Origin of the sequence: Janibacter sp. Y6, assembly GCF_040900765.1 — a bacterium.
Taxonomy (GTDB): Bacteria; Actinomycetota; Actinomycetes; order Actinomycetales; family Dermatophilaceae; genus Marihabitans; species Marihabitans melonis.
The window spans coordinates 671,485-697,069 of the sequence record NZ_JAKLYZ010000001.1; the positions used below are offsets into that span (position 1 = coordinate 671,485).

General features: G+C 74.4%; 26 protein-coding genes and 1 tRNA gene. 7 read left to right on the forward strand and 20 right to left on the reverse strand.

The window, feature by feature from the left end:
- Nucleotides 1-5 precede the first annotated feature (5 nt).
- Nucleotides 6-842, reverse strand: coding sequence for an NAD-dependent protein deacetylase (locus L6241_RS03105; RefSeq protein ID WP_368244783.1), 837 nt, complete (start codon nt 840-842; stop codon nt 6-8).
- Nucleotides 843-1,071: 229 nt separating this feature from the next.
- Between L6241_RS03105 and L6241_RS03110 the strand changes: the two genes are divergently transcribed.
- The 4 genes from L6241_RS03110 (at nt 1,072) to L6241_RS03125 (ending at nt 4,074) form a co-directional block, all read left to right on the forward strand.
- Nucleotides 1,072-1,809, forward strand: a complete 738-nt coding sequence (locus L6241_RS03110) for a hypothetical protein (RefSeq protein WP_368244784.1) — start codon at nt 1,072-1,074, stop codon at nt 1,807-1,809.
- Entirely contained in the window at nt 1,806-2,324 is a 519-nt protein-coding gene (locus tag L6241_RS03115; RefSeq protein ID WP_368244785.1) for a phage holin family protein, read from the forward strand. Before L6241_RS03110 ends, L6241_RS03115 begins: the two co-directional genes overlap by 4 nt.
- Nucleotides 2,321-3,028, forward strand: coding sequence for a DUF3618 domain-containing protein (locus L6241_RS03120; RefSeq protein WP_368244786.1), 708 nt, complete (start codon nt 2,321-2,323; stop codon nt 3,026-3,028). The genes L6241_RS03115 and L6241_RS03120 overlap by 4 nt, the downstream gene beginning before the upstream one ends.
- A gap of 143 nt (nt 3,029-3,171) precedes the next feature.
- Nucleotides 3,172-4,074, forward strand: a complete 903-nt coding sequence (locus tag L6241_RS03125) for a LysR family transcriptional regulator (protein WP_368244787.1) — start codon at nt 3,172-3,174, stop codon at nt 4,072-4,074.
- Nucleotides 4,075-4,078: 4 nt separating this feature from the next.
- On the opposite strand, the gene L6241_RS03130 is transcribed toward L6241_RS03125, so the two are convergent.
- Entirely contained in the window at nt 4,079-4,219 is a 141-nt protein-coding gene (locus tag L6241_RS03130) for a hypothetical protein (RefSeq protein ID WP_201467259.1), read from the reverse strand.
- 158 nt (nt 4,220-4,377) lie between these two features.
- Here L6241_RS03130 and L6241_RS03135 point away from each other — a divergent pair, with 158 nt between their 5' ends.
- Together L6241_RS03135 and L6241_RS03140 are read left to right on the forward strand one after the other, a co-directional pair.
- Complete coding sequence (locus tag L6241_RS03135; protein WP_368244788.1) at nt 4,378-5,271, forward strand: helix-hairpin-helix domain-containing protein; 894 nt, start codon at nt 4,378-4,380, stop codon at nt 5,269-5,271.
- Nucleotides 5,268-7,754 carry a ComEC/Rec2 family competence protein gene (locus L6241_RS03140; RefSeq protein WP_368244789.1) on the forward strand — a complete coding sequence of 829 codons (2,487 nt, stop codon included), beginning with the start codon at nt 5,268-5,270 and terminating at the stop codon, nt 7,752-7,754. Before L6241_RS03135 ends, L6241_RS03140 begins: the two co-directional genes overlap by 4 nt.
- A gap of 46 nt (nt 7,755-7,800) precedes the next feature.
- Here the strand turns inward: L6241_RS03140 and L6241_RS03145 are convergent, their stop codons facing one another.
- From L6241_RS03145 to L6241_RS03210, 14 genes are all read right to left on the reverse strand, one after another.
- The gene (locus L6241_RS03145; RefSeq protein WP_368244790.1) at nt 7,801-8,646 is read right to left on the reverse strand and encodes a DegV family protein; all 846 of its coding nucleotides are present in this window, start codon (nt 8,644-8,646) and stop codon (nt 7,801-7,803) included.
- Nucleotides 8,647-8,650: 4 nt separating this feature from the next.
- Nucleotides 8,651-11,551: a leucine--tRNA ligase gene (gene leuS, locus L6241_RS03150; protein WP_368244791.1), complete on the reverse strand. Its 2,901-nt coding sequence runs from the start codon at nt 11,549-11,551 to the stop codon at nt 8,651-8,653.
- Between the two features lie 111 nt (nt 11,552-11,662).
- On the reverse strand, nt 11,663-12,325 hold the full coding sequence (locus L6241_RS03155) for a vancomycin high temperature exclusion protein (protein WP_368244792.1): 663 nt from the start codon (nt 12,323-12,325) through the stop codon (nt 11,663-11,665).
- Nucleotides 12,322-12,990 (reverse strand): lysoplasmalogenase family protein, encoded by a 669-nt coding sequence (locus L6241_RS03160; RefSeq protein ID WP_148041603.1) that lies wholly within the window; start codon nt 12,988-12,990, stop codon nt 12,322-12,324. The genes L6241_RS03155 and L6241_RS03160 overlap by 4 nt, the downstream gene beginning before the upstream one ends.
- Nucleotides 12,991-13,000: 10 nt before the next feature.
- A complete protein-coding gene (locus L6241_RS03165; RefSeq protein WP_368244794.1) occupies nt 13,001-14,476 on the reverse strand; it encodes a gamma-aminobutyraldehyde dehydrogenase in 1,476 nt (491 codons plus the stop codon).
- A 19-nt stretch (nt 14,477-14,495) separates the two neighbouring features.
- Entirely contained in the window at nt 14,496-15,125 is a 630-nt protein-coding gene (locus L6241_RS03170) for a hypothetical protein (protein ID WP_251719748.1), read from the reverse strand.
- 66 nt (nt 15,126-15,191) lie between these two features.
- Nucleotides 15,192-16,691: a LamG-like jellyroll fold domain-containing protein gene (locus L6241_RS03175; RefSeq protein ID WP_368244795.1), complete on the reverse strand. Its 1,500-nt coding sequence runs from the start codon at nt 16,689-16,691 to the stop codon at nt 15,192-15,194.
- A gap of 86 nt (nt 16,692-16,777) precedes the next feature.
- Nucleotides 16,778-16,850, reverse strand: a tRNA-Ala gene (locus L6241_RS03180).
- 76 nt (nt 16,851-16,926) lie between these two features.
- Nucleotides 16,927-17,577, reverse strand: a complete 651-nt coding sequence (locus tag L6241_RS03185) for a histidine phosphatase family protein (protein WP_201467266.1) — start codon at nt 17,575-17,577, stop codon at nt 16,927-16,929.
- Nucleotides 17,574-17,975: a ribosome silencing factor gene (gene rsfS / locus L6241_RS03190; protein WP_123092824.1), complete on the reverse strand. Its 402-nt coding sequence runs from the start codon at nt 17,973-17,975 to the stop codon at nt 17,574-17,576. The genes L6241_RS03185 and rsfS overlap by 4 nt, the downstream gene beginning before the upstream one ends.
- Nucleotides 17,972-18,577 (reverse strand): nicotinate-nucleotide adenylyltransferase, encoded by a 606-nt coding sequence (gene nadD / locus L6241_RS03195; RefSeq protein WP_264156490.1) that lies wholly within the window; start codon nt 18,575-18,577, stop codon nt 17,972-17,974. Before nadD ends, rsfS begins: the two co-directional genes overlap by 4 nt.
- 2 nt (nt 18,578-18,579) lie before the next feature.
- Entirely contained in the window at nt 18,580-18,807 is a 228-nt protein-coding gene (locus L6241_RS03200) for a hypothetical protein (protein WP_368244797.1), read from the reverse strand.
- A gap of 467 nt (nt 18,808-19,274) precedes the next feature.
- A complete protein-coding gene (locus L6241_RS03205) occupies nt 19,275-20,567 on the reverse strand; it encodes a glutamate-5-semialdehyde dehydrogenase (RefSeq protein ID WP_368244799.1) in 1,293 nt (430 codons plus the stop codon).
- A gap of 27 nt (nt 20,568-20,594) precedes the next feature.
- A complete protein-coding gene (locus L6241_RS03210; RefSeq protein ID WP_368244800.1) occupies nt 20,595-20,885 on the reverse strand; it encodes a hypothetical protein in 291 nt (96 codons plus the stop codon).
- A 72-nt stretch (nt 20,886-20,957) separates the two neighbouring features.
- On the opposite strand from L6241_RS03210, the gene pdxY reads away from it, so the two are divergent.
- Nucleotides 20,958-21,815, forward strand: coding sequence for a pyridoxal kinase PdxY (gene pdxY / locus L6241_RS03215; protein WP_191680908.1), 858 nt, complete (start codon nt 20,958-20,960; stop codon nt 21,813-21,815).
- A 216-nt stretch (nt 21,816-22,031) separates the two neighbouring features.
- Here pdxY and proB read toward each other — a convergent pair whose 3' ends face one another.
- From proB to rplU, 4 genes are all read right to left on the reverse strand, one after another.
- The gene (gene proB / locus L6241_RS03220) at nt 22,032-23,177 is read right to left on the reverse strand and encodes a glutamate 5-kinase (RefSeq protein WP_368244803.1); all 1,146 of its coding nucleotides are present in this window, start codon (nt 23,175-23,177) and stop codon (nt 22,032-22,034) included.
- 57 nt (nt 23,178-23,234) lie between these two features.
- A complete protein-coding gene (gene obgE, locus L6241_RS03225) occupies nt 23,235-24,743 on the reverse strand; it encodes a GTPase ObgE (protein WP_191680906.1) in 1,509 nt (502 codons plus the stop codon).
- 83 nt (nt 24,744-24,826) lie between these two features.
- Nucleotides 24,827-25,090 carry a 50S ribosomal protein L27 gene (gene rpmA, locus L6241_RS03230; protein ID WP_068274920.1) on the reverse strand — a complete coding sequence of 88 codons (264 nt, stop codon included), beginning with the start codon at nt 25,088-25,090 and terminating at the stop codon, nt 24,827-24,829.
- 30 nt (nt 25,091-25,120) lie between these two features.
- The gene (gene rplU, locus L6241_RS03235) at nt 25,121-25,429 is read right to left on the reverse strand and encodes a 50S ribosomal protein L21 (protein WP_068274917.1); all 309 of its coding nucleotides are present in this window, start codon (nt 25,427-25,429) and stop codon (nt 25,121-25,123) included.
- Nucleotides 25,430-25,585: the final 156 nt, after the last annotated feature.

Sequence of the window (25,585 nt, forward strand, 5' to 3'; positions counted from 1 at the left end):
GCCGCTCAGCCGACCTCGGTGCTCGCGCGCACCAGGGCGTCCAGGCTCGTGTCGAGCGAGCCGTCGACCCGGTGGGTCGCGAGGTCGTCACCGCGCGTGCGTCCCCTCGTGATGATGACGACCGGCGTGCCGAGCTTGGCGGCCCGCCGCACGAACCGCAGGCCGGACATCACCTGCAGGCTCGACCCGAGCACGAGCAGGCTCGGCGCCGCCTCCGTGAGCGCGAAGCAGTGCTCGACCAGGGGCTTGTCGACCGACCCGCCGAAGAAGACGACATCGGGCTTGAGCATGTCGGACCCGCACACGAGGCAGAGCGGCGCCTCGAAGGCCTCGACCTCGACCTCCTCGAGGCGCACGTCGCCGTCGGGTCGGATCTCGTCGCTGTCCGCGTCGAAGCCGGGGTTGCGCTGCGCCATCCGCTCGTCGAGCGCGGCCCGGGCCTCCCGGGCGCCGCACGCGAGGCAGACCACCTCGGCCAGGCTCCCGTGCAGCTCGACGACACCGGTGCTGCCGGCCGCCTGGTGCAGGCCGTCGACGTTCTGGGTGATGACGCCGCCCACCTGACCGCGCTCCTGCAGGTGCGTGACGAGCTCGTGGGCGCGGTTGGGCCGGGCCGCGCTGAAGCGGCGCCACCCCACATAGCTGCGCGCCCAGTAGCGCCGCCGGGCGGCGCTGCTGCCGATGAACTCCGACAGGTGCATCGGCGTCACCCGGCGCGTGCCGTCCGGACCGCGGTAGTCGGGGATCCCCGAGTCGGTCGACATCCCCGCGCCGGTGAGGGCCAGCGCCGGCCCGCGGCTCAGCACGTCGGCGATCTCGCGGAAGGTCTCGGGGGTGCTCACCGCACCAGTATCCGCCCCGCGCGGCCGCGGGCGTCGCGCGAGGACCTGACCGTCGCCTGCGGGGCGTCCGCCCAGGTCAGAGCCCCGAGATACCACCCCGAAGGCTGTAGTGCGCTCGCGGACCCGGCTCGCCGGAGGTCACTAGCGTCCACAAGGTCAGGCAGGCCGGTAGCGTCGCCAGCGCCCGGGTCTGCGCCCGTTGCACCACTCACCGAAGAGGGGACTGCAGATGACCGCAGGACCGTACGACCAGGACCGCTCGACCCCGGGCAGTGCAGGCGCCGGCACGGCGTCCGTCGCCAAGGACGAGGCCGCCTCCGTCGCCGGAGACGCCCGAGAGGGCACCCAGCAGGTCGCGGAGACCGCGAAGGACGAGGCCCAGCACGTCGCCCAGGAGACCCAGCAGCAGATCCGAGACCTCTACCACCAGGTGCGCTCCGAGCTGAGCAGCCAGGGGTCGGACCAGCAGAGCCGAGCCGCGGGCGGGCTGCGCACCCTCGCCGACGACCTCGGCGGCATGGCCGATCACGCCGACTCCGGCGTCGGCGGCGACCTCGCCCGGCAGGCGGCTCAGCGCACCCGCACCGCGGCGGACTGGCTCGAGGCCCGCGAGCCCGGTGACGTCGTCGCCGAGCTCACGAGCTACGCACGCCGCCGGCCGGGCGCCTTCCTCGCCGGCGCGGCCGTCCTCGGCCTCGTCGCGGGCCGCCTCACCCGTGGGGTGGTCGCCGAGAAGCAGGACGACGCCACGCCGCAGGAGGAGGGCACCCCCTTCGCCCGACGGCACGCGCAGGCGCCGGTGCAGGCTCCGCCCGTGGTGCCCCCGCCGACCCCCCACGTCGCCACCGGTCCCCCGCCGTCGGCCACGCCCCCGGCGTCCGGCGTCCCGACCGCTGCCCCGATGCCCGGGGAGCAGGCCGGCGCTCATCTCGGCGACCCGACGGCCACCGGCGGGCTGCGGCCATGACCGACCCCGTCTACAGCCCCGCCGCGGGCGGCGGTCCGCCGAGCTCTGGAGCGTCGGCCGCGGGCCCTGCCGCAGGGACGACACCCCCGGCCGAGCCGCTGCACGGAGCGCACGACACCTACCCGAAGGGCGAGATCGGCTCGATCGGCGCCCTCATCTCCGACATCGCGACCGACATGTCGACGCTCGTGCGCCAGGAGCTCGAGCTCGCCAAGGCCGAGGCCAAGGAGTCGGCCACCCAGGCCGGCAAGGGCGCCGGGATGCTCGCCGGGGCGGGGGTGGCCGCGCACGTCATGGCGATCTTCGCGACGGCCTTCCTCATGTTCGTCCTCGCCGAGCTCTTCGACAGCCTCATCTGGGCCGCCCTCGTGGTGACCCTGCTGTGGGCCGTCGCCGCCGCCACGCTCGCGGTGCTGGGGCGCAACCAGCTGAAGAGGGTCCGCGGGCTGCCGCAGACCACGGAGACGGTCAAGGCCGTCCCCGACGCCATCTCACGAGACGAGGACAGGGCATGAGCATGTACGAGGACGACATCGCCGCGACGAGCGGCACCGACCCCTACGCCGGGCAGCCTGCGGTCGCACGCGCGGCGCAGGCCCAGAGCCCGGACGAGATCCGCCGCGAGATCGAGCGCACCCGCGGCGACCTCAGCCGCGACGTCGACGCACTGGGCGAGGCCGTCCAGCCGGGCAACGTCGCCCGCCGTCAGGCCCAGAAGGTCGGCGGGGCGGCCGTCGGCGCGAAGAACTCGCTCAAGGACAAGATCATGGGCTCCGACGACCCGTACGACGACTCGCCGGGTCTGGGCGACCGGGCCGGCCAGGCCGCGCACGCCGTCGGGGACCGCGCGCAGGACGTGCGTCAGCAGACCCGACGCCGCGCCCAGGGCAACCCGCTCGCGGCGGGCGCGATCGCCCTCGCCGCCGGCTGGCTCGTGGGATCGCTGCTCCCGGCGAGCGAGAAGGAGCGCTCGGTGGCCCGCACGGCGATGGACAACGCCGACAAGGCTCAGCCGCTCGTCGACGAGGCGAAGAGCGCGGCGCAGGAGGCCGCGGGCAACCTCAAGGAGCCTGCCCAGCAGACGGCGGCCTCGCTCAAGGAGACCGCCCAGGAGTCCGTCGAGACCGTGCGCTCGGAGGGCGAGCAGCAGGCGCAGCAAGTCAAGGACAGCGCCCAGGACTCGAAGGAGACGGTGCAGGAGCACCAGCAGGGCGCGTGACTCGTCGGCGACCCCGACGGGCGAAGGGGGTGCCCCCACCAGGTGGTGGTGGGCACCCCTTCGTCCGGTCCCGCCCGCCCGTCCTGCGCGCGAGGCTCCCGGCGCCGCTCGGAGCGCGCCGGGGCTGCGGCTATCGTGACCGCATGATCGACGCTGCAGGGCTGCGGGTGATGCGCGCCATCGCTGACGAGGGCAGCTTCACCGCCGCCGCGCTCGCGCTCGGGTACTCCCAGCCGGCGGTCTCGCAGATGGTGCGCCGTCTCGAGCAGCGCACCGGCACGGTGCTCGTCGAGAAGGTCGGTCGCTCGGTGCGCCTCACCGAGGCGGGCGAGGTGCTCGCCCGGCACGCCGGACCGGTCCTCGCCGCGCTCGACGCCGCCGAGGAAGAGGTGGCAGCCATCGCCGGCCTGCGCGCCGGTCGGGTCCGGCTCATGGCCTTCCCGAGCTCGTCGGTCACCCTCGTGCCCCGCGCCCTCGCCGCGGTGCGCCGCGCGCACCCGGACGTCAAGGTCACCTTCACCGAGGCCGAGCCGCCCGAGTCGCTCGCGGCGCTGCGCGGCGGCGACTGCGACCTCGCGGTCGCCTTCAGCTACGACGGCACCGACCTCGGGCGGGACGAGGACCTCGAGGGCTTCGTCGTCCACCCCCTCCTCACCGAGGAGGTGGGCATCGCCCTGCCGAAGGGGCACCGCCTCGCCGAGGAGGAGCGGGTCGACCTCTCCGACCTCTCGGAGGAGGAGTGGATCGCGGGCTGCCCGCGATGTCGCGGTCACCTGCTGCAGATCTCGCACGACGCGGGCTTCGCGCCGCGTGTGGCCTTCGAGACCGAGGACTACGTCGCGGTGCAGGGCTTCGTCGCCGCGGGGCTGGGCGTCGCGCTCATCCCCGACATCATCCGCGAGGCCACGGCCAACGACGACGTCGTCGTGCGCCCGCTCAACCCGCCGACGCGGCGCCACATCCACGTCGTGACGACCGAGGACCTGCAGCGCGTGCCGGCCGTGCAGGCCGCGGTCACCGCTCTCGTCGACGCCGCGGCCCGCTGAGGGCCTAGCTGCTCGCGCCGGCCTCGGCGTGCTGGCCGTCGCACCACTGCTCGGCGGGGACCTGCGCACGGACCTGGTCGACGTGCTCGCCGCAGCCGGCCCACGTCGTCTTGCCGCAGACCTCGCACGGGACGGGTCGGCACATGAGGATCACGCTCCTGCTCGATCGGGACTGATGTCACCGCGAGGGTAGCCCCCGCGGGCCTCGTCCCCCTCACCCACAGGGGCCCCTCGGCGCGGTCCGCCGTCCACAGCCCGCGTGGTGGCCCGCTGCGAGCGTCCCGGCGTTCGTAACGTCGCGCCATGCGCAGACCGGACGAGCCCAGCGAGCGCCTGCGACGCATCCTTGACGGCGTCGAGGACGCCCGCGCCACCGACCCCGCGGACGGCGACCCCGACCTCGACCCCGATCTCCCCGACGAGGGGACGCGAGACGGGCCGGTACCCCCGCCGCCCCGGCCGCTGACCCTGCCGTCGAGCATCGCGACGGCCCGGTGGCAGGTCCGCCCCCGCGCGGTCGTCGGGGTGGCCCTGCTGCTCGCGGTCGCCGTCACGGTGCTCGGGGTCCGGCTGCACCTCGCCCAGCGCGACGCGCTGCCGCAGGCCGCACCGGCCACGTCGGACGGGCCGGCCGTGGTGGCGAGCGGTGACCGCTCCGGCTTCGAGACCGGCGTCGGCACCGAGCCGGCGCCCAGCGGCACCGCACCGGCAGGAGCACCGCCGGCGGCGGAGGTGTACGTGCACGTCATCGGGCGGGTGCGCAGCCCGGGCGTGATCACCGTGCCCGCAGGCGCCCGCGTCGAGGAGGCGATCAAGGGCGCCGGGGGCGTGCGCGAGGGCGCCGACCTCGCCCAGGTCAACCTCGCCCGACCGGTCGTCGACGGCGAGCAGGTGGTCGTCCCTCGCGAAGGGGGCGCCACCCCCGTCGCCGGGGGGGTCCCGGCCCCTGCCGGACCTACGGCGCCGGGTGCTCCCGGCGGACCGTCGGGCACCGCAGGCCCGTCGGCGCCGGTCGACCTCAACACCGCCGACCAGGCGACGCTGGAGACCCTGCCCGGCGTCGGACCCGTCCTCGCCGCACGGATCGTCGAGTGGCGCACGACGAACGGCGGCTTCACCACCGTCGAGGAGCTCGACGAGGTCTCGGGCATCGGCGAGAAGCTCTACGCCCAGATCAGCCCGAAGGTCACCGTGTGAGCCCCGGGCCGGCGCGGCGGGAGCCGACGAGCACCGCGCCGGTGAGGACGCCCGACCGGGTCGACCTGCGTCTGCTCGTGCCCGCTCTCGCCGCCTGGGCCGTCACGGTCGGCGCCCTGGGTGTGCCGGTGCCGGTGCGGGTCGGGTGCGCGCTCGCATGCCTCCTCCTCGGTGGTGTCGTCCTGGTCCTCCGCTCGCCTGCGCACCGCCCGGTCGCACGCCACCCGGCAGCGCGACACCGAGACCCGCGACGCCAGGCCGCGCGCGGCTCGTCCGGTCCACGTGAGGGGTCCTGGCGCTCGGGGGTCGCTGCGATCCTGGGCCTGTCGTGCCTGACGAGCGCGGCCTGCCTGCTCGCCTCCGCGACGCACGACACGCGCTCTCGGGTCGGCGGGGTCGTCCAGCTGGCCGAGCAGCGCGTGTCCGTGACGGGCACGGCCGTCGTCCTCGGCGAGCCGGTGCTCGTGCGGGGCCACGGGTCCGAGGAGCCCGCGGTGATGCTACGCGTGCGGCTGACCCAGACGAGCGTGCGCGGGCAGGTCCGGCGTCTGCACGCCTCCGTCGTCGTGCGCTCGTCGGACCCGGCCTGGCGCGACCTGCGCTGGCACGACGAGATCCGCGTCGCCGGCACGCTCGTGCCCGGCCGCCCCGACGAGCCGACCGTCGCCGTGCTCCGGCCCCGCGGACCGCCCGAGGTCGGCGAGCGAGGGCCGCTGCTCGCCGCCGCCGACCACATGCGCTCACGGCTGCGCGAGGCGACCGACCACCTGCCCGCCGACGCACGCGGGCTCGTGCCCGCTCTCGTCATCGGCGACACGAGCGCCACCCCGCCCGACCTCACCGACGACATGCTCGTCACCGGGATGTCGCACCTGTCGGCCGTGAGCGGGAGCAACGTCGCGATCGTCCTCGCCGCGGTGCTCGGCGCCTGCCGCCTCGCCGGCTGCCCCCGCCGAGCCCGGCCGTGGGTGGCGGCCCTCGCACTGGCGTGGTTCGTCGTGCTGGCCCGGCCGGAGCCCAGCGTCGTGCGTGCCGCGACGATGGGTCTCGTCGCGCTGCTCGGCATGAGCGCGTCGCGCCGTGGCGCGGGCGCGCCGGCGCTGTCCGCCGCGGTCGTCGTCCTCCTTCTGCTCGACCCGTGGCTCGCCCGCAGCTACGGCTTCGCGCTGTCGACGCTCGCGACGCTCGGCCTCCTGCTCTTCGTGCGGCCGTGGGCGCGGGCGATCAACGCCCGGCTCCCCCGGCGCCTGCACGTCGTCGGCCCGGCCGTCGCCATCCCCGTCGCCGCGCATCTCGCGTGCGCCCCGGTCGTCGTCCTCCTCCAGGGCTCGGTGAGCACGGTGAGCGTGCTCGCCAACCTCGTCGCCGCCCCGCTCGTCGCCCCGACGACGGTCGCCGGCGTCCTCACCGCACTCGTCGCGCTGCTCTCCCCGAGCCTCGCGTCGTGGCCCGCCTGGCTGGCCGGCCTGCCGGCGCTGGGCATCGCCCGCGTCGCCCGGGTCAGCGCGGACGTGCCCGGAGGATCCGTCGACTGGCCGGACGGCACCCCGGGGGCGCTCCTGCTCGCCGGCCTCACCGTGCTCGGGCTCCTCGCCGCGCCCTACCTCGGCCACCGGGCCCGCGCGGCGCCGGTGCTCGCGTGCTGCGTCGTCCTCGTCCTCGCCAGCGCCGCCGTCCCCCGGCGGGTGCTCGTCGACGTGCCGGACGACTGGGTGATGGCGGCCTGCGACGTCGGCCAGGGCGACGCGCTGGTCCTCGCCACCGGGCCGGGTCGCGCGGTGCTCGTCGACGTCGGCCCCGACCCCGCCGCGGTCGACAGCTGCCTGTCCCGGCTCGGCGTGCGCCGGCTGGACGCGGTCGTGCTGACCCACCTGCACGCCGACCACGTCGGCGGTCTCACCGGCGCGCTCGACGACCGGCCCACCCAGCGGCTGCTCGTGTCGCCGGTGCGCGACCCCGAGGGCGCGGACCGCGAGGTGCGCACGGAGGCGCGGCGCCGCGGCATCGCCGTGAGCGAGGTCGTCGCCGATGACCGGCTGAGCGTCGGCCCGGTGACCGGCAGCGTGTGGTGGCCGGCCCGCCGGATCACCGAGGGCTCGGTGCCCAACAACGCCTCGCTCGTGCTGCGGCTGCGGATCGGCGAGGTCGACGTGCTGCTGCTCGGCGACATCGAGCGCGAGGCCGGGCACGCGATCCTCCTGGCGCTGCGACGAGACCCCGCGATGTCCGCGGAGGCCGCCGACGTCAATGTCCTCAAGGTCGCCCACCACGGCTCTGCGAACGTCGACGAGGACCTCATGGCGACCGTCGCGGCACCGGACGCCCTCATCAGCGTCGGTGCGGACAACGACTACGGCCACCCCTCCCCGCCCCTGCTCGCGCTGCTCGCCCGCACCGGCACGCGGGTCTGGCGCACCGACGTCGACGGGCTGCTCGTCGTCGTGCCGGACGGCGACGGCGCGGCGGTGGGCTCGCTCCCGTGAGGGCGAGGCGGAGCACCTCGCCCGCCGGCGAGCTCCCGCCCGCGGGTCAGCTCTCGAAGCGGGGGGCGAGGGTCACCGCGATGGTGCCCGGCCCGACGTGCGCGCCGATGACCGCGCCGAGCTCGACGACGCGGGGCTGCTCCTCGAGCGACGCCGCGAGGTGATCGCACAGCGTCTGGGCCCGCTCGTCGGCGTCGAGGTGGTGCACGGCGACGTCGAGCGTCGCCCCGCTCGCCCGGATGCGCCCCGCCCGCTCGAGGCAGATCGCCTCGAGCCGGCCCAGTGCCCGCCCCGCGGTGCGCACGCGCTCCAGCGGCTGGACCGCGCCGTCACGGACCTCGAGGATCGGCTTGATCGCCAGCGCGGACCCGAGCAGCGCCTGGGCGCCCCCGATGCGCCCGCCGCGGCGCAGGTGCTCGAGGGTGTCGACGTAGACGACGACCTCGCTGGCCGCGGTGACCCGGCGGGCCGCCGCCTCGCACGCGTCGAGGTCGGCGCCGGCCGCCGCGAGGACGGCGGCCTCCTCGGCCGCCACCCCCAGCGGACGGGCGATGGTCTGGGTGTCGACGACACGCACGGGCACGGGCGAGTCGACGGCGGCGCTCGCCGCCGCGTCGACGGTCCCCGACAGCGCCGAGGAGAGGTGCACCGACACGATCGCGTCGGCCCCCTGCTCGACGAGCCGCTCGTAGGCCTCGAGGAAGACGTGGGGGGTGGGCCGCGACGTCGAGACCGGCGAGCGCCGGCGCATCGACTGCGCGAGGAGCCCGGGGGCGAGCGTGCCGTCGGTGTGCGACACCCCGTCGAGGACGACCTGGAGCGGCACCGTCGTCACCGACCCACGACCCGCCAGGACGGCGGTGGAGTCGGTGACGACGGCGACCGGGGTCATCGGCTCAGGCCGGCACGACGTTGACGAGCTTCGGGGCGCGCACGACGACGGTACGCACACCCCCTTCGATCAGGCTCGCGACCTTCGGGCTGGCGAGCGCCAGCTCGCGCAGCTCGTCCTCGCCGATGTCGCTGGGCACCTCGAGACGGTCCTTGACCTTGCCGCGCACCTGCACGACGCAGGTGACGGTCTCCTCGACGAGGCGCGACGGGTCGGCCTGCGGGAAGGCCTCGTGGGCGAGCGAGCCCTCGTGACCCAGGCGCGACCACAGCTCCTCGGCGATGTGCGGCGCGAGCGGGGCGACCATGAGCACGATCGCCTCGGCCGCCTCGCGGGGCACACCGCCCTCGATCTTCGTCAGGGCGTTGTTGAGCTCGGTGAGCCGGGCGATCGCGGTGTTGAAGCCCAGCCCCGCGTAGTCGGCGCGCACCGCGTCGATCGTGCGGTGCAGGACGGCCGCGGTCGCGTCGTCGAGCGGGGCGTCGACGACGGTGACCTCGCCGCTCTCCTCGTCGACGACGTTGCGCCACAGCCGCTGCAGGAAGCGCTGCGGGCCGACGACGGCACGGGTGTCCCACGGCTTGCTCTGCTCGAGCGGGCCCAGGCCCATCTCGTAGAGCCGGAAGGTGTCCGCGCCGTAGGTCTCGTACATCTCGTCGGGGCTGACCATGTTCTTCAGCGACTTGCCGATCTTGCCGAACTCGCGGGTCACCGGCTGGCCCTGCCAGGTGAAGGTGCCGTCGGGCCCCTCCTCGACCTCGCGCGCCTCGACCGGCTGGTCCCGGGCGTCGCGGTACGCGGCGGCCTGGATGTAGCCCTGGCTGAAGTACGTGCGGAAGGGCTCCGACGAGCTGACGTGACCGAGGTCGTGGAGCACCTTGTGCCAGAAGCGGGCGTAGAGCAGGTGCAGCACCGCGTGCTCGACGCCGCCGACGTAGAGGTCGACACCACCGGGGTCACGGGTGCCGGCGGGCGCGCCGGCGACCGGCTCGGGCCGCGGGCCCATCCAGTACCGCTCGTTCTCGGGGTCGACGAGGGCCTGGCCGTTCGCCGGGTCGAGGTAGCGCAGGTAGTACCAGCACGAGCCGGCCCACTGCGGCATGACGTTGGTGTCGCGGCGGAAGCGGCGCGGGCCGCGCCCGTCGCCGAGGTCGAGCTCGACGCTCACCCAGTCGGCGTCGCGGGCGAGGGGCGGCTCGGGCTCGCTGCCGGCGTCGTCCGGGTCGTAGGTGCGCGGGCTGTAGTCCGGCACGTCCGGCAGCTCCACGGGCAGCTGGTCCTCGGGCACGCCGTAGGCGATGCCGTCCTCGTCGAAGAGCACGGGGAAGGGCTCGCCCCAGTAGCGCTGACGGGCGAAGAGCCAGTCGCGCAGCTTGTAGGTGACCGCGCCCTCGCCCAGGCCCTTGCCCTCGAGCCAGGTCGTGATGCTCTCCTTGGCCTCGGCGACGCCGAGCCCGTCGAGGGAGATCTCGTCGTTGCTCGAGTTGATGGCCGGGCCGTCGCCGGTGAAGGCGGTCGACTCGACGTGGTCGGCCGGGGGCTGCACGGTGCGCACGACCGGCAGCTCGAAGGCGGTCGCGAAGTCCCAGTCGCGCTCGTCCTGGGCGGGCACGGCCATGATCGCGCCGGTGCCGTAGCCCATGAGGACGTAGTCGGCGACGAAGACGGGCACGCGCGTGCCGGTGACGGGGTTGGTCGCCCAGCCACCGGTGAAGACGCCGGTCTTCTCCTTGCCCTCGGCCTGACGCTCGAGATCGGTCTTCGCCGCGGCCTGGGCGCGGTAGGCGGCCACCGCCTCGCCGGGGCTGCCCGCTCCCCCGGTCCACGCGTCCCGCGTGCCCTCGGGCCAGCCGCCCTCGGGGACGAGCTCGTCGACGAGCGGGTGCTCAGGGGCGAGGACCATGAAGGTCGCGCCGAAGAGGGTGTCGGGCCGGGTCGTGAAGACCTCGATCCCGGTGCCGGCGGCGCCGTCGACGGGGAAGGTCACCCGCGCGCCCTGGCTGCGCCCGATCCAGTTGCGCTGCATGATCTTGACCTTCTCGGGCCAGTCGACCCCGTCGAGGTCGTCGGCGAGCCGGTCGGCGTACTCGGTGATCCGCATGACCCACTGGCGCAGGTTGCGCTTGAAGACCGGGAAGTTGCCGCGGTCCGAGCGGCCCTCGTTCGTGACCTCCTCGTTGGCGAGCACGGTGCCCAGCCCCGGGCACCAGTTGACCTGGGCCTCGACGCTCTGCACGAGACGCCGGGCGTCGAGCAGGTCGGCGCGCTCGACGTGCGAGAGGTCGTCCCAGCCGCGGCCGTCGTCGGCCGGGAGCGGGCGACGCCCGCTGCGGTACTCCTCGACGAGGTCGGCGATCGGCCGGGCCCGCCCGGTGCCGCCGTCCTCGCGCGGGGCGTCGGCGTCGTACCAGGAGTTGAAGATCTGCAGGAAGATCCACTGCGTCCAGCGGTAGTAGTCGGGGTCGATCGTGCGGATCGCCCGACGGTCGTCGTGGCCGAGACCGAGACGGCGCAGCTGGCGCGCCATGATCGCGATGTTCGCCTCGGTCGTCGTGCGCGGGTGCTGACCGGTCTGCACCGCGTACTGCTCGGCCGGCAGCCCGAAGGCGTCGTAGCCCAGGCAGTGCAGGACGTTCTTGCCGAGCATGCGGTTGTAGCGCGCGACGACGTCGGTGGCGATGTAGCCCAGCGGGTGGCCGACGTGCAGCCCCGCCCCGCTGGGGTAGGGGAACATGTCGAGGACGAGCAGATGACCCTCCGGGTGGGCGGCGACGCCCTCCGGGTCGGCCCAGGGGCCGGCGGGGTTGGCCGCGTGGAAGGTGCCCTCGCGCTCCCACCGGTCCTGCCAGGAGAGCTCGATCTGGTCGGCGAGTGCGGCCGTGTAACGGTGCGGGGTCTGGCTCATCGGTCCTTGTCTCTCGCGATCGTCAGCGGGCACGGGAGCCCGACATGTCAGGGTACCGGCCGTGCGCCGGCCCCCTTCGCCGCGCCCACGACGACGAGCGGCGAAGGGGGGTCAGTCCCGCGCCCGCCCGAGGGCGTCGGTGACGCCGGGCTCGACGGGCCCGAGGACCGGGTCGCGCCGGGTGATGACGTCGGCGGCGGCCTTGACGTTCGCGAGCACCTCGCGCTGGCGACCGGCCGACCACGTGCCGCCCCACCGCCGGGCCGTCTCGTCGCCGACGGCGTCGACGGGCAGCCCGACTGCCCGGCAGACCGCGACGACGCGGGGCACGTGGTAGCCCTGCGAGACGACCGTCGCGCTGCTCACCTGGAAGACCCGCTTGGCCCGCACGCACGTGTCGTAGCTGTCCAGCCCCGCGTAGTCGAGGACAACCCGGTCTCGGTCGACCCCGCGGTCGACGAGGTAGTCGCGCATCGCGCTCGGCTCGTCGTAGTCGTGGCTGCGGTTGTCACCGCTGACGAGGACGACCTCGACCTTGTCCTCGCGGACGAGCTCGGCCGCGATGTCGAGCCGCGCCTGGAGGAAGGGGCTCGGCGACCCGTCCGGCGCCAGCCCGGCACCGAGGACGATCGCGACGGGGTGCCGTGGCACGTCCTGCGCGGTGTAGAGGTGCCCGGAGGACGAGCGGGCCACCCAGAGGTTGGGCCCGCCGACGACGAGCGCGACGAGGAGCACGAGCCCGCCGGCGGCGAGCAGCAGCCGTCGCCGGGTCATCGCTGCCCCCGGGCGTGGCGCAGGGCCCCGACGACGACGAGGGTCTGGGCCAGCAGGTACGGGACCATGACGCGGACCCCGGCGGCCGGCACGGGCGCGACGAAGGCGTCGCGCGCGAGCACCGTGTCGCTGAGCACGAAGAGCGACGAGCCGGTGCCGAGCACGACGTCCTGCGTCGACCACGCGGCCAGGCTCGTCGCGCCGATGACCGCCATGTACGCGGCGACCGGTGCGGCTGCGGGCAGCCCGCCCTCTGCTGCGAGCGCCGGCAGCACCTCGCGGCTCGACCACAGGCACCCGGCGAGCACGAGACCGCCCGGCAGGACCCAGGCCGTGCGGTGCAGACCCATCCGGCGGGTCGCGTCGAGGTAGGCGAGGTGGCCGAGCAAGAAGCTCGTCAGCCCGCCGAGGAAGTACCCGCGCTGCTCGCCCCGCAGCAGGGCGACGTCGCCGACGAGGCCGAGCCCCAGCCCGCCGAGCACGCTGCGGCCCCACGGTCGCTCGTGCAGACCGGAGGCGAGGGCCGCCGAGCCGAGCGCCAGCATCGCGCCCGGCTTGGCGACGACCTCGGCGCGGCGGTGCCGGGCGGCGACGGCGACCCAGTCGGCGGCGACGGCTCCCGCGGTGAGCGTCCACAGCGCGGCACGGCGGCTGGGTCGGGTCATGGCGCGCACCCTACGGCGTGCGGAAGATCGTGCGGTGCCACTCCTTGTGCGCCGCCCCGGTGATGTCGGTCATCACGTGCTTGACCTGCGTGTACTCCTCGAAGGAGAAGTGCGACATGTCCTTGCCGAAGCCGGACTGCTGGAAGCCGCCGTGCGGCATCTCGCTGATGATCGGGATGTGGTCGTTGACCCACACGCAGCCCGCCGAGATCTCGCGGGTCGCCCGTCCGGCGCGGTAGACGTCGCGCGTCCACACCGACGCCGCGAGCCCGTAGACCGAGTCGTTGGCCAGCGCGATCGCCTCGTCGTCGTCGGCGGCCGGCAGCACCGCGAGGACCGGCCCGAAGACCTCGTCTCGCACGATCTCGCTGTCCGCCGGGGCCCCGGTGACCAGGGTCGGCCGGTAGTACGCGCCGCGGGCGAGCTCGCCGGACGTCGGGGCCTCTCCCCCGGTGACGACCCGGGCGTACCCCTTCGCCCGCTCGACCATCGCCGCCACCCGGTCGCGGTGCTCCACCGAGACGAGGGATCCGAGGTCGGTCGCCTCGTCCCGGGTCGGCCCGAGGACGACCCGCTCGTAGAGCTCGGCGACCCCGTCGACGAAGGCGTCGTGGAGGCTCTCGTGGACGATCGCCCGCGTCGCGGCCGTGCAGTCCTGCCCGGAGTTGATGAGGGACCCGGCGACGGCGCCGTGGATCGCGGCGTCGAGGTCGGCGTCCTCGAGGACGACGAAGGGGGCCTTGCCCCCGAGCTCGAGGTGGACCCGCTTCGCGGTCGTCGCCGCCGCCTCGAGCACGGTGCGCCCGACCCGGGTCGAGCCGGTGAAGGACACCATGTCGACGTCACGGTGCCGCAGCAGGTGCGAGCCGGCGTCGGCGCCGCGCCCGGTGACGACGTTGACCACCCCGGCGGGCACCCCGGCCTCGAGGAAGGCCTCGGCGAAGAGCAGCGAGGTCGTCGGGGTGAGCTCGGAGGGCTTGAGGACGATGGTGTTGCCGGCCGCGACGGCGGGCAGGACCTTCCACGCGGCCATCTGCAGCGGGTAGTTCCACGGGGCGATCGAGCCGACGACGCCGATCGGCTCGCGGCGGATCGCCGACGTGTGGTCGGGGCTGTACTCGCCGCTCGCCAGGCCCGAGAGGTGACGCGCGGCGCCGGAGAAGAAGGCGACGTTGTCGACGGTGCCCGGCACGTCAAACTCGCGCGAGAGCCGGATCGGCTTGCCGCACTGGGCCGTCTCGGCCTGGGCGAGGTCCTCGGCGCGGTCGTCGAGGACCCGCGCGGTGCGGGCGAGCAGGTCCGAGCGCTCGCCCGGCGTCGTGCGCGACCACGCCTCGAAGGCGCTCCGGGCGGCCGCGACGGCGTCGTCGACGTCCTGCGGCGAGGCGAGGTCGACGACGTCGAGCACCTCGCCGGTCGAGGGGTCGACGAGGTCGATCTGCTCGCCCGAGCCCCGGCGACGGGTGCCGTCGACGATCTGGTGCATGTCTGCTCCTTGCCCGACCTCAGCCCGGTGGGCCGACGGTCAGCTCGTGGTGGTCACCGACCCGGACGAAGCCGAGCCGGTCGTAGTAGGGCTCGACCATGCCCGCGGGCGTGCGCACGAGCCGGTAGCCGTCGGTGCGGAAGGGGCCGTGCGGCCCGAAGACGACCTCGCCCGGGCTGCGGTCGCGGTAGCGCGGGGTGACGTAGTCGAGCAGGACCTGCGCCACGCCGTCGCCCTCGTCGCGCACGACGACGACGCCGACGGTCTCGTCGCCGGTGAGCACGAGGTAGGCGGCGTCGTGGGCGAAGGGGTCGTGGACGAAGCCGGGGGTGAAGCGGCGGATGTCGGCCTCGTGGACGCGCAGGACGTGGCGCAGGTAGGCGTCGTCACCGTCGACCTGGAGCACCTGGTATGCCCGCTCGTCGTGGCGGTCCCGCCAGCCCCGCACGAGGTAGACGACGTTGACGGCGGCCAGGACGACGTTGAGCCCGACCATCGGCCACACGCCGACCGCGGCGTTGTACCCGATGAGCACGAGGCAGCCGAGCAGGTTGATCCAGCGCAGCCGGTGCAGGTTGGTCTGCAGAAGCGAGACGACGAGCACGGCGGAGCCGAGCCAGCCGATGACCTCCAGCGCCGTGCTGCTCATGGGCCGCAGGCTAGCGGGCGCCCGGCCGCGGCCGGGTCAGGTGCGGCGAGGCGTGGCGAAGGGGGGTCACCACGACGACCCCGCCGCGGCCACGACCCGGGCCTGGGTCGCCGAGCCGTCCCAGGTGCGCACGTCGTCGACGTGGCCGGCCCAGCCGGCCTGGCCGTGACCGGCCCCGACGAGGAGGTCGCCGACGTCGCCGAGCACCGGGACGGGCGACGAGCTCGTCCGCAGGGTCGACCCGATCGACCGCTCGTCGCTCTCGTGCATGACGTCGAGCCGCAGCTGGGGGCCACCGGTCGCACCCGGCAGGTAGGTGATGCCGACCGACCACCACCGCCCGGCCCGGGAGGGCTGGTCCGGGGCGGCGTCGACGACCCGGGCGAGCTCCGAGCCGCTGGGTCCGCGCAGCACGGCCTCGTAGCGGTCGGCGGTCGTGTCGCGGCGCACGGAGAGGGTGCCCGCACCCTCTGCGGTCGTCACCGGCACGACCAGGGCCGTCTGGTCGTCGGCACCCGCGGCCCGCAGCCAGGCGGAGACGGTGAAGCCGGTGCTGGCGTCGAGACCGGTCCGGGCCCGCGCCCCCGTCGTCGCGCGCGGGGCGAGGGCGTCGGTGAGCGAGTCGGTGGGCACCCCCCGCGCCGCCCGGACGACCCGCTCCACCGGCGCGCTGCCGTCGCCGCGGGCGGCGGTCGTCAGGGCAGGACCGCCCTCGACCTCGTTGTCGACGCGGTAGCCGGTCGTCGTGCGCACGGGCCGCATGGCGTAGGCGGCGGACACGTCGCTCAGCCGTCCGTGCAGCGCGAACCACGCGGTGTCGGGATGCGTGACGCCGGCGGCGTCGACCGCCCGGGCCTGCAGCTCGACGAGAGAGGCGTCGACAGGACGCGTCAGGGTGATCGGTCGTCCCGGGTAGGGCGTCGTCGTCCACGGGCCGACGATGCCGTTGACGCGCCAGCGGTAGGCGATCTCACGATCGGTGCGAGGCGCGGTGATCGTCCACGTCTGCGAGGAGTGGACGGGCACGACCGAGCCGTGGCGCGCCGACCCGCTGATGCTCGCCGATCGCAGCACGGTGAAGGGGCACTCCGGGGACCAGCCCGACCACGCGCCCGTCGCGTCCTGCACCCGCCATCGCGCGGTGTGCTGGCCGTCGGTGAGCGTCGGCGACAGCCCGGCCGAGACGGTGGACCCGCTGGCGACGTGCGTCGACCCGCCGGGCACCGTCCGGGCGGAGACCCGCTGCCGGGGCCAGGCGTCCCAGATCTTCAGGCGGGCGCGGACGGCTTCGCCGTCGGGGTCGGCCAGGCGCACGGCGACCCGCTGCGCGGAGGACGGTCGCAGGACCTCCTTCCACCGGGTGGCAGCCAGGCAGCTGCGCCCGGCGACGGTCATGCCATCGCCCCATCCCGGCGTCCGCGGGCTCGAGGCGGCGGCCGACGACGACGCGCGGGTCTCGGGCGCGGCCACGGCCGGCGTGGCGAGCGCAGCCGGCACGGCGAGCGCACCGACGAGCAGGAGGGGGACGAGGCGGGGGCTGCGAGCGCGTGCTCGCCGACGTGGCATGCGCACAGTGTCCACGAGGCGACGTCGTCGTGCGGCCGGACGCACGAAGACCCGGACCGATCCGGTCCGGGTCTTCGTCTCACGGGTGGAGCTGAGGGGATTCGAACCCCTGACCCCCTCCATGCCATGGAGGTGCGCTACCAACTGCGCTACAGCCCCGAGCGTGATGCTCGCGCCCCCTGTGGGGACTGCGGAATAGTACCCATGCCTACCCCTTCGCCACCAAATCGAGCGGTCAGGCGATGACGCTCTCGGCCGCGGTCGCGTCCGGCGGGGCCCCGACGTTCCACTCGACGACGCGCCATCCGGCGCGTCCCTCCTCGAGCAGCGCCCAGTGGCAGTTGCGCAGCCCGCCCAGCGCCAGCCAGGCCTGCTGCTGGTCGAGACCGACGAGGTCGACGACGAGGGTGCGGCCGGTGACCCCGTGGGTCGCGAGGACGACGCACTCCCCCGGCGCCATGCTCGCGACGACCTCCGAGACCGCGGCCCGGGAGCGCTCGGCGACGTCGGCGACGCTCTCGCCGTGGCCGCCGCGCACGAAGTCCTCGCCGCTCAGCAGGCGCTCGGCGTCCTCGGGGTAGCGCTCGCGCACCTCGGCCCCGGTGAGGCCCTGCCAGTCGCCGGCGTGGATCTCGCGCAGCCGCTCGTCGAGGGTGATCGGCACGCCGCACGCCTGCGCGACGTCGCGACCGGTCACCTGAGCCCGGAGCAGGTCCGAGGCGACGACCCGCGAGGGGTGCAGCGCGACGAGCGCCTGAGCAGCCGCGCGGGCCTGCGCGTGCCCGCGCTCGGAGAGCTCGTGGTCGAGCTGGCCCTGCCAGATCCCGCGCGCGTTGGAGTCGGTCTCGCCGTGCCGGAGCACGACGAGACGACGCGGCCGGCTCACGAGGGGTCGGTGGTCTCGTCCGGGGCGCCGGCGGCCGGCGACCCCGTCTGCAGGTCGAGGACCGGGCAGTCGCGCCAGAGCCGCTCGAGCTCGTAGTAGGCGCGCTCCTCCTCGTGCTGGACGTGCACGACGACGTCGCCGAAGTCGAGCAGGACCCAGCGCGACTCGCGGGCCCCCTCGCGGCGCAGGCGCTTCGCGCCGACGTCGCGCAGGGCGTCCTCGACGGCGTCGACGATGGAGGCGACCTGGCGCTCGTTGTCCGCGGAGACGATGAGGAAGATGTCGGTCAGGGGCATCTGCCCGCTGACGTCGAGGGCGACGACCGACTCGGCGATCTTGTCCTCGGCGGCACGGGCGGCGACGGTGGCGAGCTCGACGGCTCGGGTGCTGGCAGTCACGAGGTGGTGGGCTCCCCATCAGTGGGTCGGGTGTAGAGGGCGTACTTGTTGATGTACTGGACGACGCCGTCCGGCACGAGGTACCAGACCGGCTCGCCCTCGGCGACGCGGTCACGGCAGTCCGTCGAGGAGATCGACATGGCGGGCACCTCCTGGAGGGTGACCCGGTCCTGCGGCAGCCCCGACTCGCTGAGCTCGTAGCCGGGGCGGGTGACGCCGACGAAGTGCGCGAGCTCGAAGAGCTCGTCGGCATCCTTCCACGACAGGATCTGCGCGAGCGCATCGGCGCCGGTGATGAAGAAGAGCTCGTCGTCCGGTCGTGCTGCACGCAGGTCGCGCAGGGTGTCGATGGTGAAGGTCGGGCCGTCACGGTCGATGTCGACCCGGCTCACGGTGAAGCGCGGGTTGCTCGCGGTGGCGACGACCGTCATGAGGTAGCGGTGCTCGGGCGGGCTGACCGTGCGCTCCGCCTTCTGCCAGGGCTGCCCGGTGGGGACGAAGACGACCTCGTCGAGGTCGAGCAGCGACTGCGCCTCCGAGGCCGCGACGAGGTGCCCGTGGTGGATGGGGTCGAAGGTCCCACCCATGACGCCCAGGCGCATGGTCAGTGCTGGCCCGGGCCCTCGTGGGGGGTGTCGTGGTCGTGCGCACCGGCGGCGTGCTCGGTCGTGTGCGGCACCTTGTTCGCGGTGTTGCGGAAGGACCACAGCGACCCGAGCATGAAGGCGAAGACCGCGAGCGCGATGCCACCGAAGCCCCAGTGGCTGAAGGGCAGCTCGATGTGGTGCTCGGGGGCGGCCTCGGCGGCGTACGAGACGAAGGTGCTCAGCATGGCCCCAGCCTACCGGGCCGCGCGCCCGGCCCTCCCCGCGGCGTCGTCGGCCCCACTTGTCCACCGTCGCCGTGCACAGGGGTGTGCACGGCGACGAGGTCATGGGCCTCTCGCTGGGGACAACCCGGCTCTGCCCGCCGTTCGTCGACTGGGTGCCCGGCGCGGTTGCCCCGTCGCGGTACCCAGGAGTAGACAAGCGGGTGCACCCAAGCCCGGCGCCCCCCTTCGCCCGGGGGCCTGGGCGGCAACGGGTCCCAGGGATAACGCACCTGCACCGGCGCGCGAGCGCGACGGCGGCCTCCGGGCTGCCGGGTGACCGCAGGGACGGACCCCGGGGGCTCGACTCGGATCGCCCGGCGCCCCGCGCCGCCGCACGTCACCGCGGAGCCCACCCGGCCGGCTGGTCCGACGGCGCGAGGGCCCCTTCGAGACGATCGAAGGGGCCCTCGGCGCGTCGTCCGCGCGGGTCAGCGCACGTGGCCCTCGCCCTCGACGACCCACTTCGTCGTCGTCAGCTCGGGCAGCGCCATCGGCCCGCGGGCGTGCAGCTTCTGGGTCGAGATGCCGATCTCGGCACCGAAGCCGAACTCGCCCCCGTCGGTGAAGCGGGTGCTCGCGTTGACGAGCACCGCGGCCGCGTCGACCTCGGCGACCCAGCGGCGCGACGCGCCGCGGTCCTGGGTGACGATCGCCTCGCTGTGACCCGAGCCGAAGCGCCGCACGTGCTCGAGCGCCGCGTCGAGGTCGTCGACGACGGCGACGCTCATCTCGAGGCCGTGGTACTCGGTCGCGTAGTCCTCGTCGGTCGCCGGCTCCGTCGGCACGTCGCTGGCGAGATCCGCGGTGGCGGGGTCGACGTGGAGGCGCACCCCGGCGTCGCACAGCTGTCGAAGGGCGACCGGCAGGAAGTCCGCGGCGACCGCGCGGTGGACGAGGAGCGACTCGGCGGCGTTGCACACGCTCGGCCGGTGGGTCTTGGCGTTGATCGTGATCGCCCGCGCCTGCTCGAGGTCGGCGGCCGCGTCGACGTAGACGTGGCAGTTGCCGATGCCGGTCTCGATGACCGGCACGGTCGAGCCGAGGACGACGGACTGGATGAGGCCCGCTCCCCCGCGCGGGATGAGCAGGTCGACGAGCCCGCGGGCCCGCATGAGCGCCGTGACCGACCCGTGCCCGCCCTCGAGCAGCTGCACGGCGTCGGCGGGCAGCCCGACCGTCGTCAGCGCCGAGCGCATGACGTCGACGAGCACGCGGTTGCTGCTCGCGGCGGCGCTGCCGCCGCGCAGGATGACGGCGTTGCCGGACTTCAGCCCGAGACCGGCGGCGTCGACGGTGACGTTGGGACGGGCCTCGTAGATCATCCCGACGACGCCCATCGGCACGCGGACCTCGCGGATCTGCAGCCCGTTGGCCAGGGTCGATCCGCGCACGACCTCGCCGACCGGGTCGGGCAGCCCCGAGACGTCGCGCAGCGCCTGGGCGACCGCGGCGACCCGCTCGGGGTCGAGGCGCAGGCGGTCCTGCAGGCTCTGCTCCATGCCCTGCGAGCGGCCCCGCTCGACGTCCTCGGAGTTGGCGGCGACGACCTGCTCGCTCGCCGCGTCGAGGGCGTCGGCGAGCGCGTGGAGGGCGGCGTCCTTCTCGGCGCGGGTGAGCAGGGCGAGACGGCGGGCGGCGACGCGAGAGCGGGTGGCGAGCGCGGTGACGAGCTCGACGTCCTCGGGGCTGGCCTGCGCCGGTCCGGCGGTCGTGGCGGTCATGACGACAAATCTAGGCGACGACGGCGCTCAGCCGGTCGGGTCGTCCGACCGGCGACCGGTCGACTCACCTGGGGCGGGTCCCGCCGCGCCCGGGGCGGGTCCCGCCGCGCGCGGCCCCGTCTCGCCTGCTCCCGCCGCACCGGGTCGTGCGGGCGGCTGGTAGCCCGTCGGGAAGCACTCGATGACGCTCGGGTCGAGCGGTCGGTGCTCCTGCTCCGCGCGCCGCCGTGAGCGCACGACGAGGACGACGAGGGCCACGACCGCCACGAGCACGACGAGCAGGCCGGCGAGGAGCGGCAGGACGAGAGCTGCGGACATCGGGGCTCCTCGGGGACGGTCGCACGGGCGGACGGTGTCCATGGTGCGCCCTCGCAGTGCCAAGATGGGCCGGTGAGCACGACAATCCTGTCCATCCAGTCCTCGGTCGCCTACGGCCACGTCGGCAACTCCGCCGCCGTCTTCCCCATGCAGCGCCTCGGTGTCGAGGTGTGGCCGGTCTCGACGGTGGTCTTCAGCAACCACACCGGGTACGGCCAGTGGCGCGGCCCGATGCTGCCGGCCGACGACGTGCGCGAGGTCATCACCGGCGTCGGCGAGCGCGAGGCCTTCCCCGAGGTCGACGCGGTGCTGTCCGGCTACCAGGGCGGCACCCAGATCGGTGACGTCGTCCTCGACGCCGTCGCCCAGGTCAAGGCGGCCAACCCCGACGCGATCTACGCGTGCGACCCGGTCATGGGCAACGCGAAGTCGGGCTGCTTCGTCCACCCCGACATCCCCGTGCTCCTGCGCGAGCGCGTCGTGCCGCAGGCCGACCTCATCACGCCCAACCAGTTCGAGCTCGGCTTCCTCACCGGCACCGAGCCCGACGACATGGAGAGCACGCTCGCCTCCGTCGACGCCGCCCGCGCGATGGGCCCCTCGACGGTGCTCGTCACCTCGGTGCTCCAGCCCGACCGCCCCGACGACACCATCGAGATGCTCGCCGTGCACGGCGACGGGGCCTGGGTCGTGCGCACCGAGCACCTGCCGATCAAGTGCAACGGCTCCGGCGACGTCACCGCCGCCCTCTTCACCACCCACCTGCTGCAGACCGGTGACCCTGCCCTCGCCCTCGGCCGCACCGCCTCGAGCGTGTGGGACCTCGTCAAGACCACCCTCGACTCCGGCCGCCGCGAGCTCCAGCTCGTCCAGGCCCAGGAGCACCTCGCCGCGCCCCGGATGCAGTTCGAGGTCACCCGCGTGCGCTGAGCCGCGAGACGCACCGCAGGACAGCGCGAAGGGGGAGCCGGCCGGCTCCCCCTTCGTCATGGGTCGGGCACGGGCCGCGAGATGCGGCCCGGACCGGGACACCCCGAGCTGACCGGGACACCTCGGGGTGACCGGGACGTGTCCCGGTCACAGCCGGGCGTCCCGGTCGCCGGTCGGTTGCCCGGTCACGACGGGCGAAGGGGGTGCACGCGCCGGTCAGCGGGGGTGGAGGGCCAGGTGGTCGCGGTGGATGACCTCGCGCTCGTACTCGGGCCCGAGGTCGGCGGCGATCTCCTTCGTCGAGCGCCCGAGCATGAGCGGCAGCTCGACCGAGCCGTAGTTGCTCAGGCCGCGACCCAGGACCGTGCCGTCGGGGCCGACGACGTCGACGGGATCGCCGTCGACGAAGCTGCCCCGCACCTCGACGATGCCCGCGGGCAGCAGCGACTTGCCGCGCTGGGTGAGGGCCGTGACGGCACCGGCGTCGACGACGAGCTCGCCGCGCGACGTCGTCGCGTGCTGCAGCCACCACGTGCGCGGGGCCCGGCGCCGCTGCGCGGGCACGAAGACGGTGCCGACGTCCTCGCCGGCCAGGGCCGGTGCGACGTCGGCGGCCGAGGCGAGCATCGCGGTGATGCCGGCCGCGCCCGCGATCGAGGCGGCCTCGACCTTCGTCTGCATGCCGCCGGTGCCGACCCGTGAGCCGCGCGCGCTGACGTCCACCGCCTCGAGCTCCTCGCGGCCGCGCACGACGGGGATGCGGCGGGCACCGGGACGCCCGGGCTTGTCGGTGTAGAGCGCGTCGACGTCGGTGAGCAGGAGCAGCGCGTCGGCGCCGACGAGATGGGCGACGAGGGCGGCGAGCCGGTCGTTGTCGCCGAAGCGGATCTCGCTCGTCGCGACGGTGTCGTTCTCGTTGATGACGGGCAAGATCCCCAGCGTGAGCAGCCGGTCGAGGGTGCGCCGCGCGTTCGTGTAGTGGGTGCGCCGGGTCGTGTCGTCGGCCGTCAGCAGCACCTGGCCGACGGTCAGCCCGTGCCGGCGGAAGGCCTGGTCGTACGCGGCGACGAGCGCCCCCTGGCCGACGCTGGCCGCCGCCTGCTGGGTCGCGAGGTCGCGCGGGCGCGAGGGCAGGCCGAGGGGCCCGAGACCGGCCGCGATCGCCCCGGAGGAGACGAGGACGACCTGCGCACCGAGCGCGACGCGGCCGGCGAGGGCGTCGACGACGCCCCGGAGCCGGTCGAGGTCGAGGTGCCCGCCGTCGGCCGAGGTGAGCGAGGACGAGCCGACCTTGACGACGACCCGTCGCGAGGACGCGACCCGCTCACGGGCCTGCTCGTCGGTGACCTCCAGCGGCGTCACGGTGCTCCTCGGGTCCGGGCGTCGGGGACGCGCCCCAGTGTGCGGCCTGCGGCCGCGTCAGTCCTCGTCGGTCCAGTGACCGGCACGGCGCTCGGCCGCGAGCTCCTCGCGGGCGGCGCTCTGGGCGTCCTTGCGGGCGTGGAACTCCTCGCGTCGCTCGGCGTTGGTGCGCCGGTCGCTGGGGTCGAGACGCGCGTCGGTGCCACGACCGCCGAGCAGCTCGGCACCGCCGACGAGGGTGGGCTCCCAGTCGAAGACGACGGCGTCGTCCTCGGGGCCGATGAGCACGGTCGAGCCGGCGACGGCGCCGGCCTTGACGAGCTGGTCCTCGACACCGGCGCGCGAGAGCCGGTCGGCGAGATAGCCCACCGCCTCCTCGTTGCTGAAGTCGGTCTGGCGCACCCACCGGGTCGGGCGCTCGCCGATGACGCGGAAGACCTCGCCGTCGGAGGTGCGCTCGCGCCGCACGACGAAGCCGGAGTCGTCGACCCCCTTCGGACGCAGGACGACCCGCTGCGGGACGACCTCGCGCTCGATGTCGGCCCGCGCCTGCTGCACGTGGCGGGCCAGTGCGAAGGAGAGCTCCTTGAGGCCGGTGTGGGCGACGGCCGAGACCGTGAAGACCTCGAGCCCGCGCTCCTCGAGCATCGGGGTGACCATCTCGGCGAGCTCGTGGGCCTCGGGCACGTCGGCCTTGTTGAGCACGACGACCCGGGTGCGCTCCGAGAGCGGGATCCCGCCGAGGGCGTCGTCGCCGACGTAGGCGGCGAGCTCGGCCTCGATGAGGTCGAGGTCGCTCATCGGGTCGCGGTCGGGCTCGAGGGTCGCGCAGTCGACGACGTGGACGAGCACCGAGCAGCGCTCGACGTGGCGCAGGAACTCCAGGCCCAGACCCTTGCCCTCGCTCGCGCCGGGGATGAGACCGGGCACGTCGGCGATGGTGTAGCGCATCGAGCCGGCCGTGACGACGCCGAGGTTCGGGACGAGGGTGGTGAAGGGGTAGTCGGCGATCTTCGGTCGCGCCGCCGACAGGACGGACACGAGCGAGGACTTGCCGGCGGAGGGGAAGCCGACGAGCGCGACGTCGGCGAGCGACTTCAGCTCCAGGACGATCTCGGCGCTCTCGCCGGGCTCGCCGAGCAGCGCGAAGCCGGGGGCCTTGCGACGCTGCGAGGCCAGGGCGCGGTTGCCCAGGCCGCCGCGCCCGCCCTGGGCGGCGACGTAGCGGGTGCCCTCGCCGACGAGGTCGGCGAGCACGTCACCGGCGCGGGTCTTGACGACCGTGCCCTCGGGCACGGGCAGGACGAGGTCCTCGCCGGCCGCGCCGTCCTTCTCGTCACCGGCCCCCGGGGCGCCGTTCTTGGCGCGCCGGTGGGGGCTGCGGTGGTAGTCGAGCAGGGTCGTGCTCTGCGTGTCGACGACGAGCACGACGTCACCGCCGTTGCCGCCGTTGCCGCCGTCCGGGCCGCCGAGCGGCTTGAACTTCTCGCGGTGGACCGAGGCCACGCCGTGGCCTCCCTTGCCGGCCTCGACGTGGAGGACGACCCGGTCGACGAAGTTCGTCATCTGCTTCTTCTCCTGGGGGTAGACGAAGGGGGCGGGTCAGCGTGGCGCTGACCCACCCCCTTCGACGTGGTGCCTGCGGGCGATCAGCTGGCGCTGTCCGCGAGGACGATGTTGACGACCTTGCGGCCGCGCTTGGTGCCGAAGTGGACGGTGCCGTCCGCGAGGGCGAACAGCGTGTCGTCGCCACCGCGGCCGACGTTGTCGCCCGGGTGGAAGTGCGTGCCGCGCTGACGGACGATGATCTCGCCGGTGCCGACGACCTGGCCGCCGAAGCGCTTGACGCCGAGGTACTGGGCGTTGGAGTCACGACCGTTGCGGGTCGAGGATGCACCCTTCTTGTGTGCCATGTCAGGAAGTCCTTCGCTACTCGGTGGCGCTCAGGCCGTGATGTCGGTGATCTTGACCTGGGTGAGCGGCTGGCGGTGGCCCTGACGCTTCTTGTACCCGGTCTTGTTCTTGTACTTCATGATCGTGATCTTCGGGCCCTTCGCGGGACCGACGACCTCGGCCTTGATCGTCACCTTCGCGAGCTTGTCGGCATCGCTGGTGATGGTGGAGCCGTCGACGAGGAGCAGCGGCTGGAGGTCGACGGCGTCGCCGGCCTCGCCCTTGACGCGGTTGATGAGGATGGTGTCGCCGACGGAGATCTTCTCCTGGCGGCCACCCGCGCGAACGATCGCGTACATCAGTGGGAACTCTCTTTCGGTGTGCGTGGCGCGCTCTCTCTGTCTGACCGGCCGACAGTCCACCGACCCCGTGAAGGGCCGATGGCGTCCGCTCGGTGGACGCACCAAGGATCAAGACTACCGGCGGGGCTACCACCGGCCAAACCCGCCCCCGGC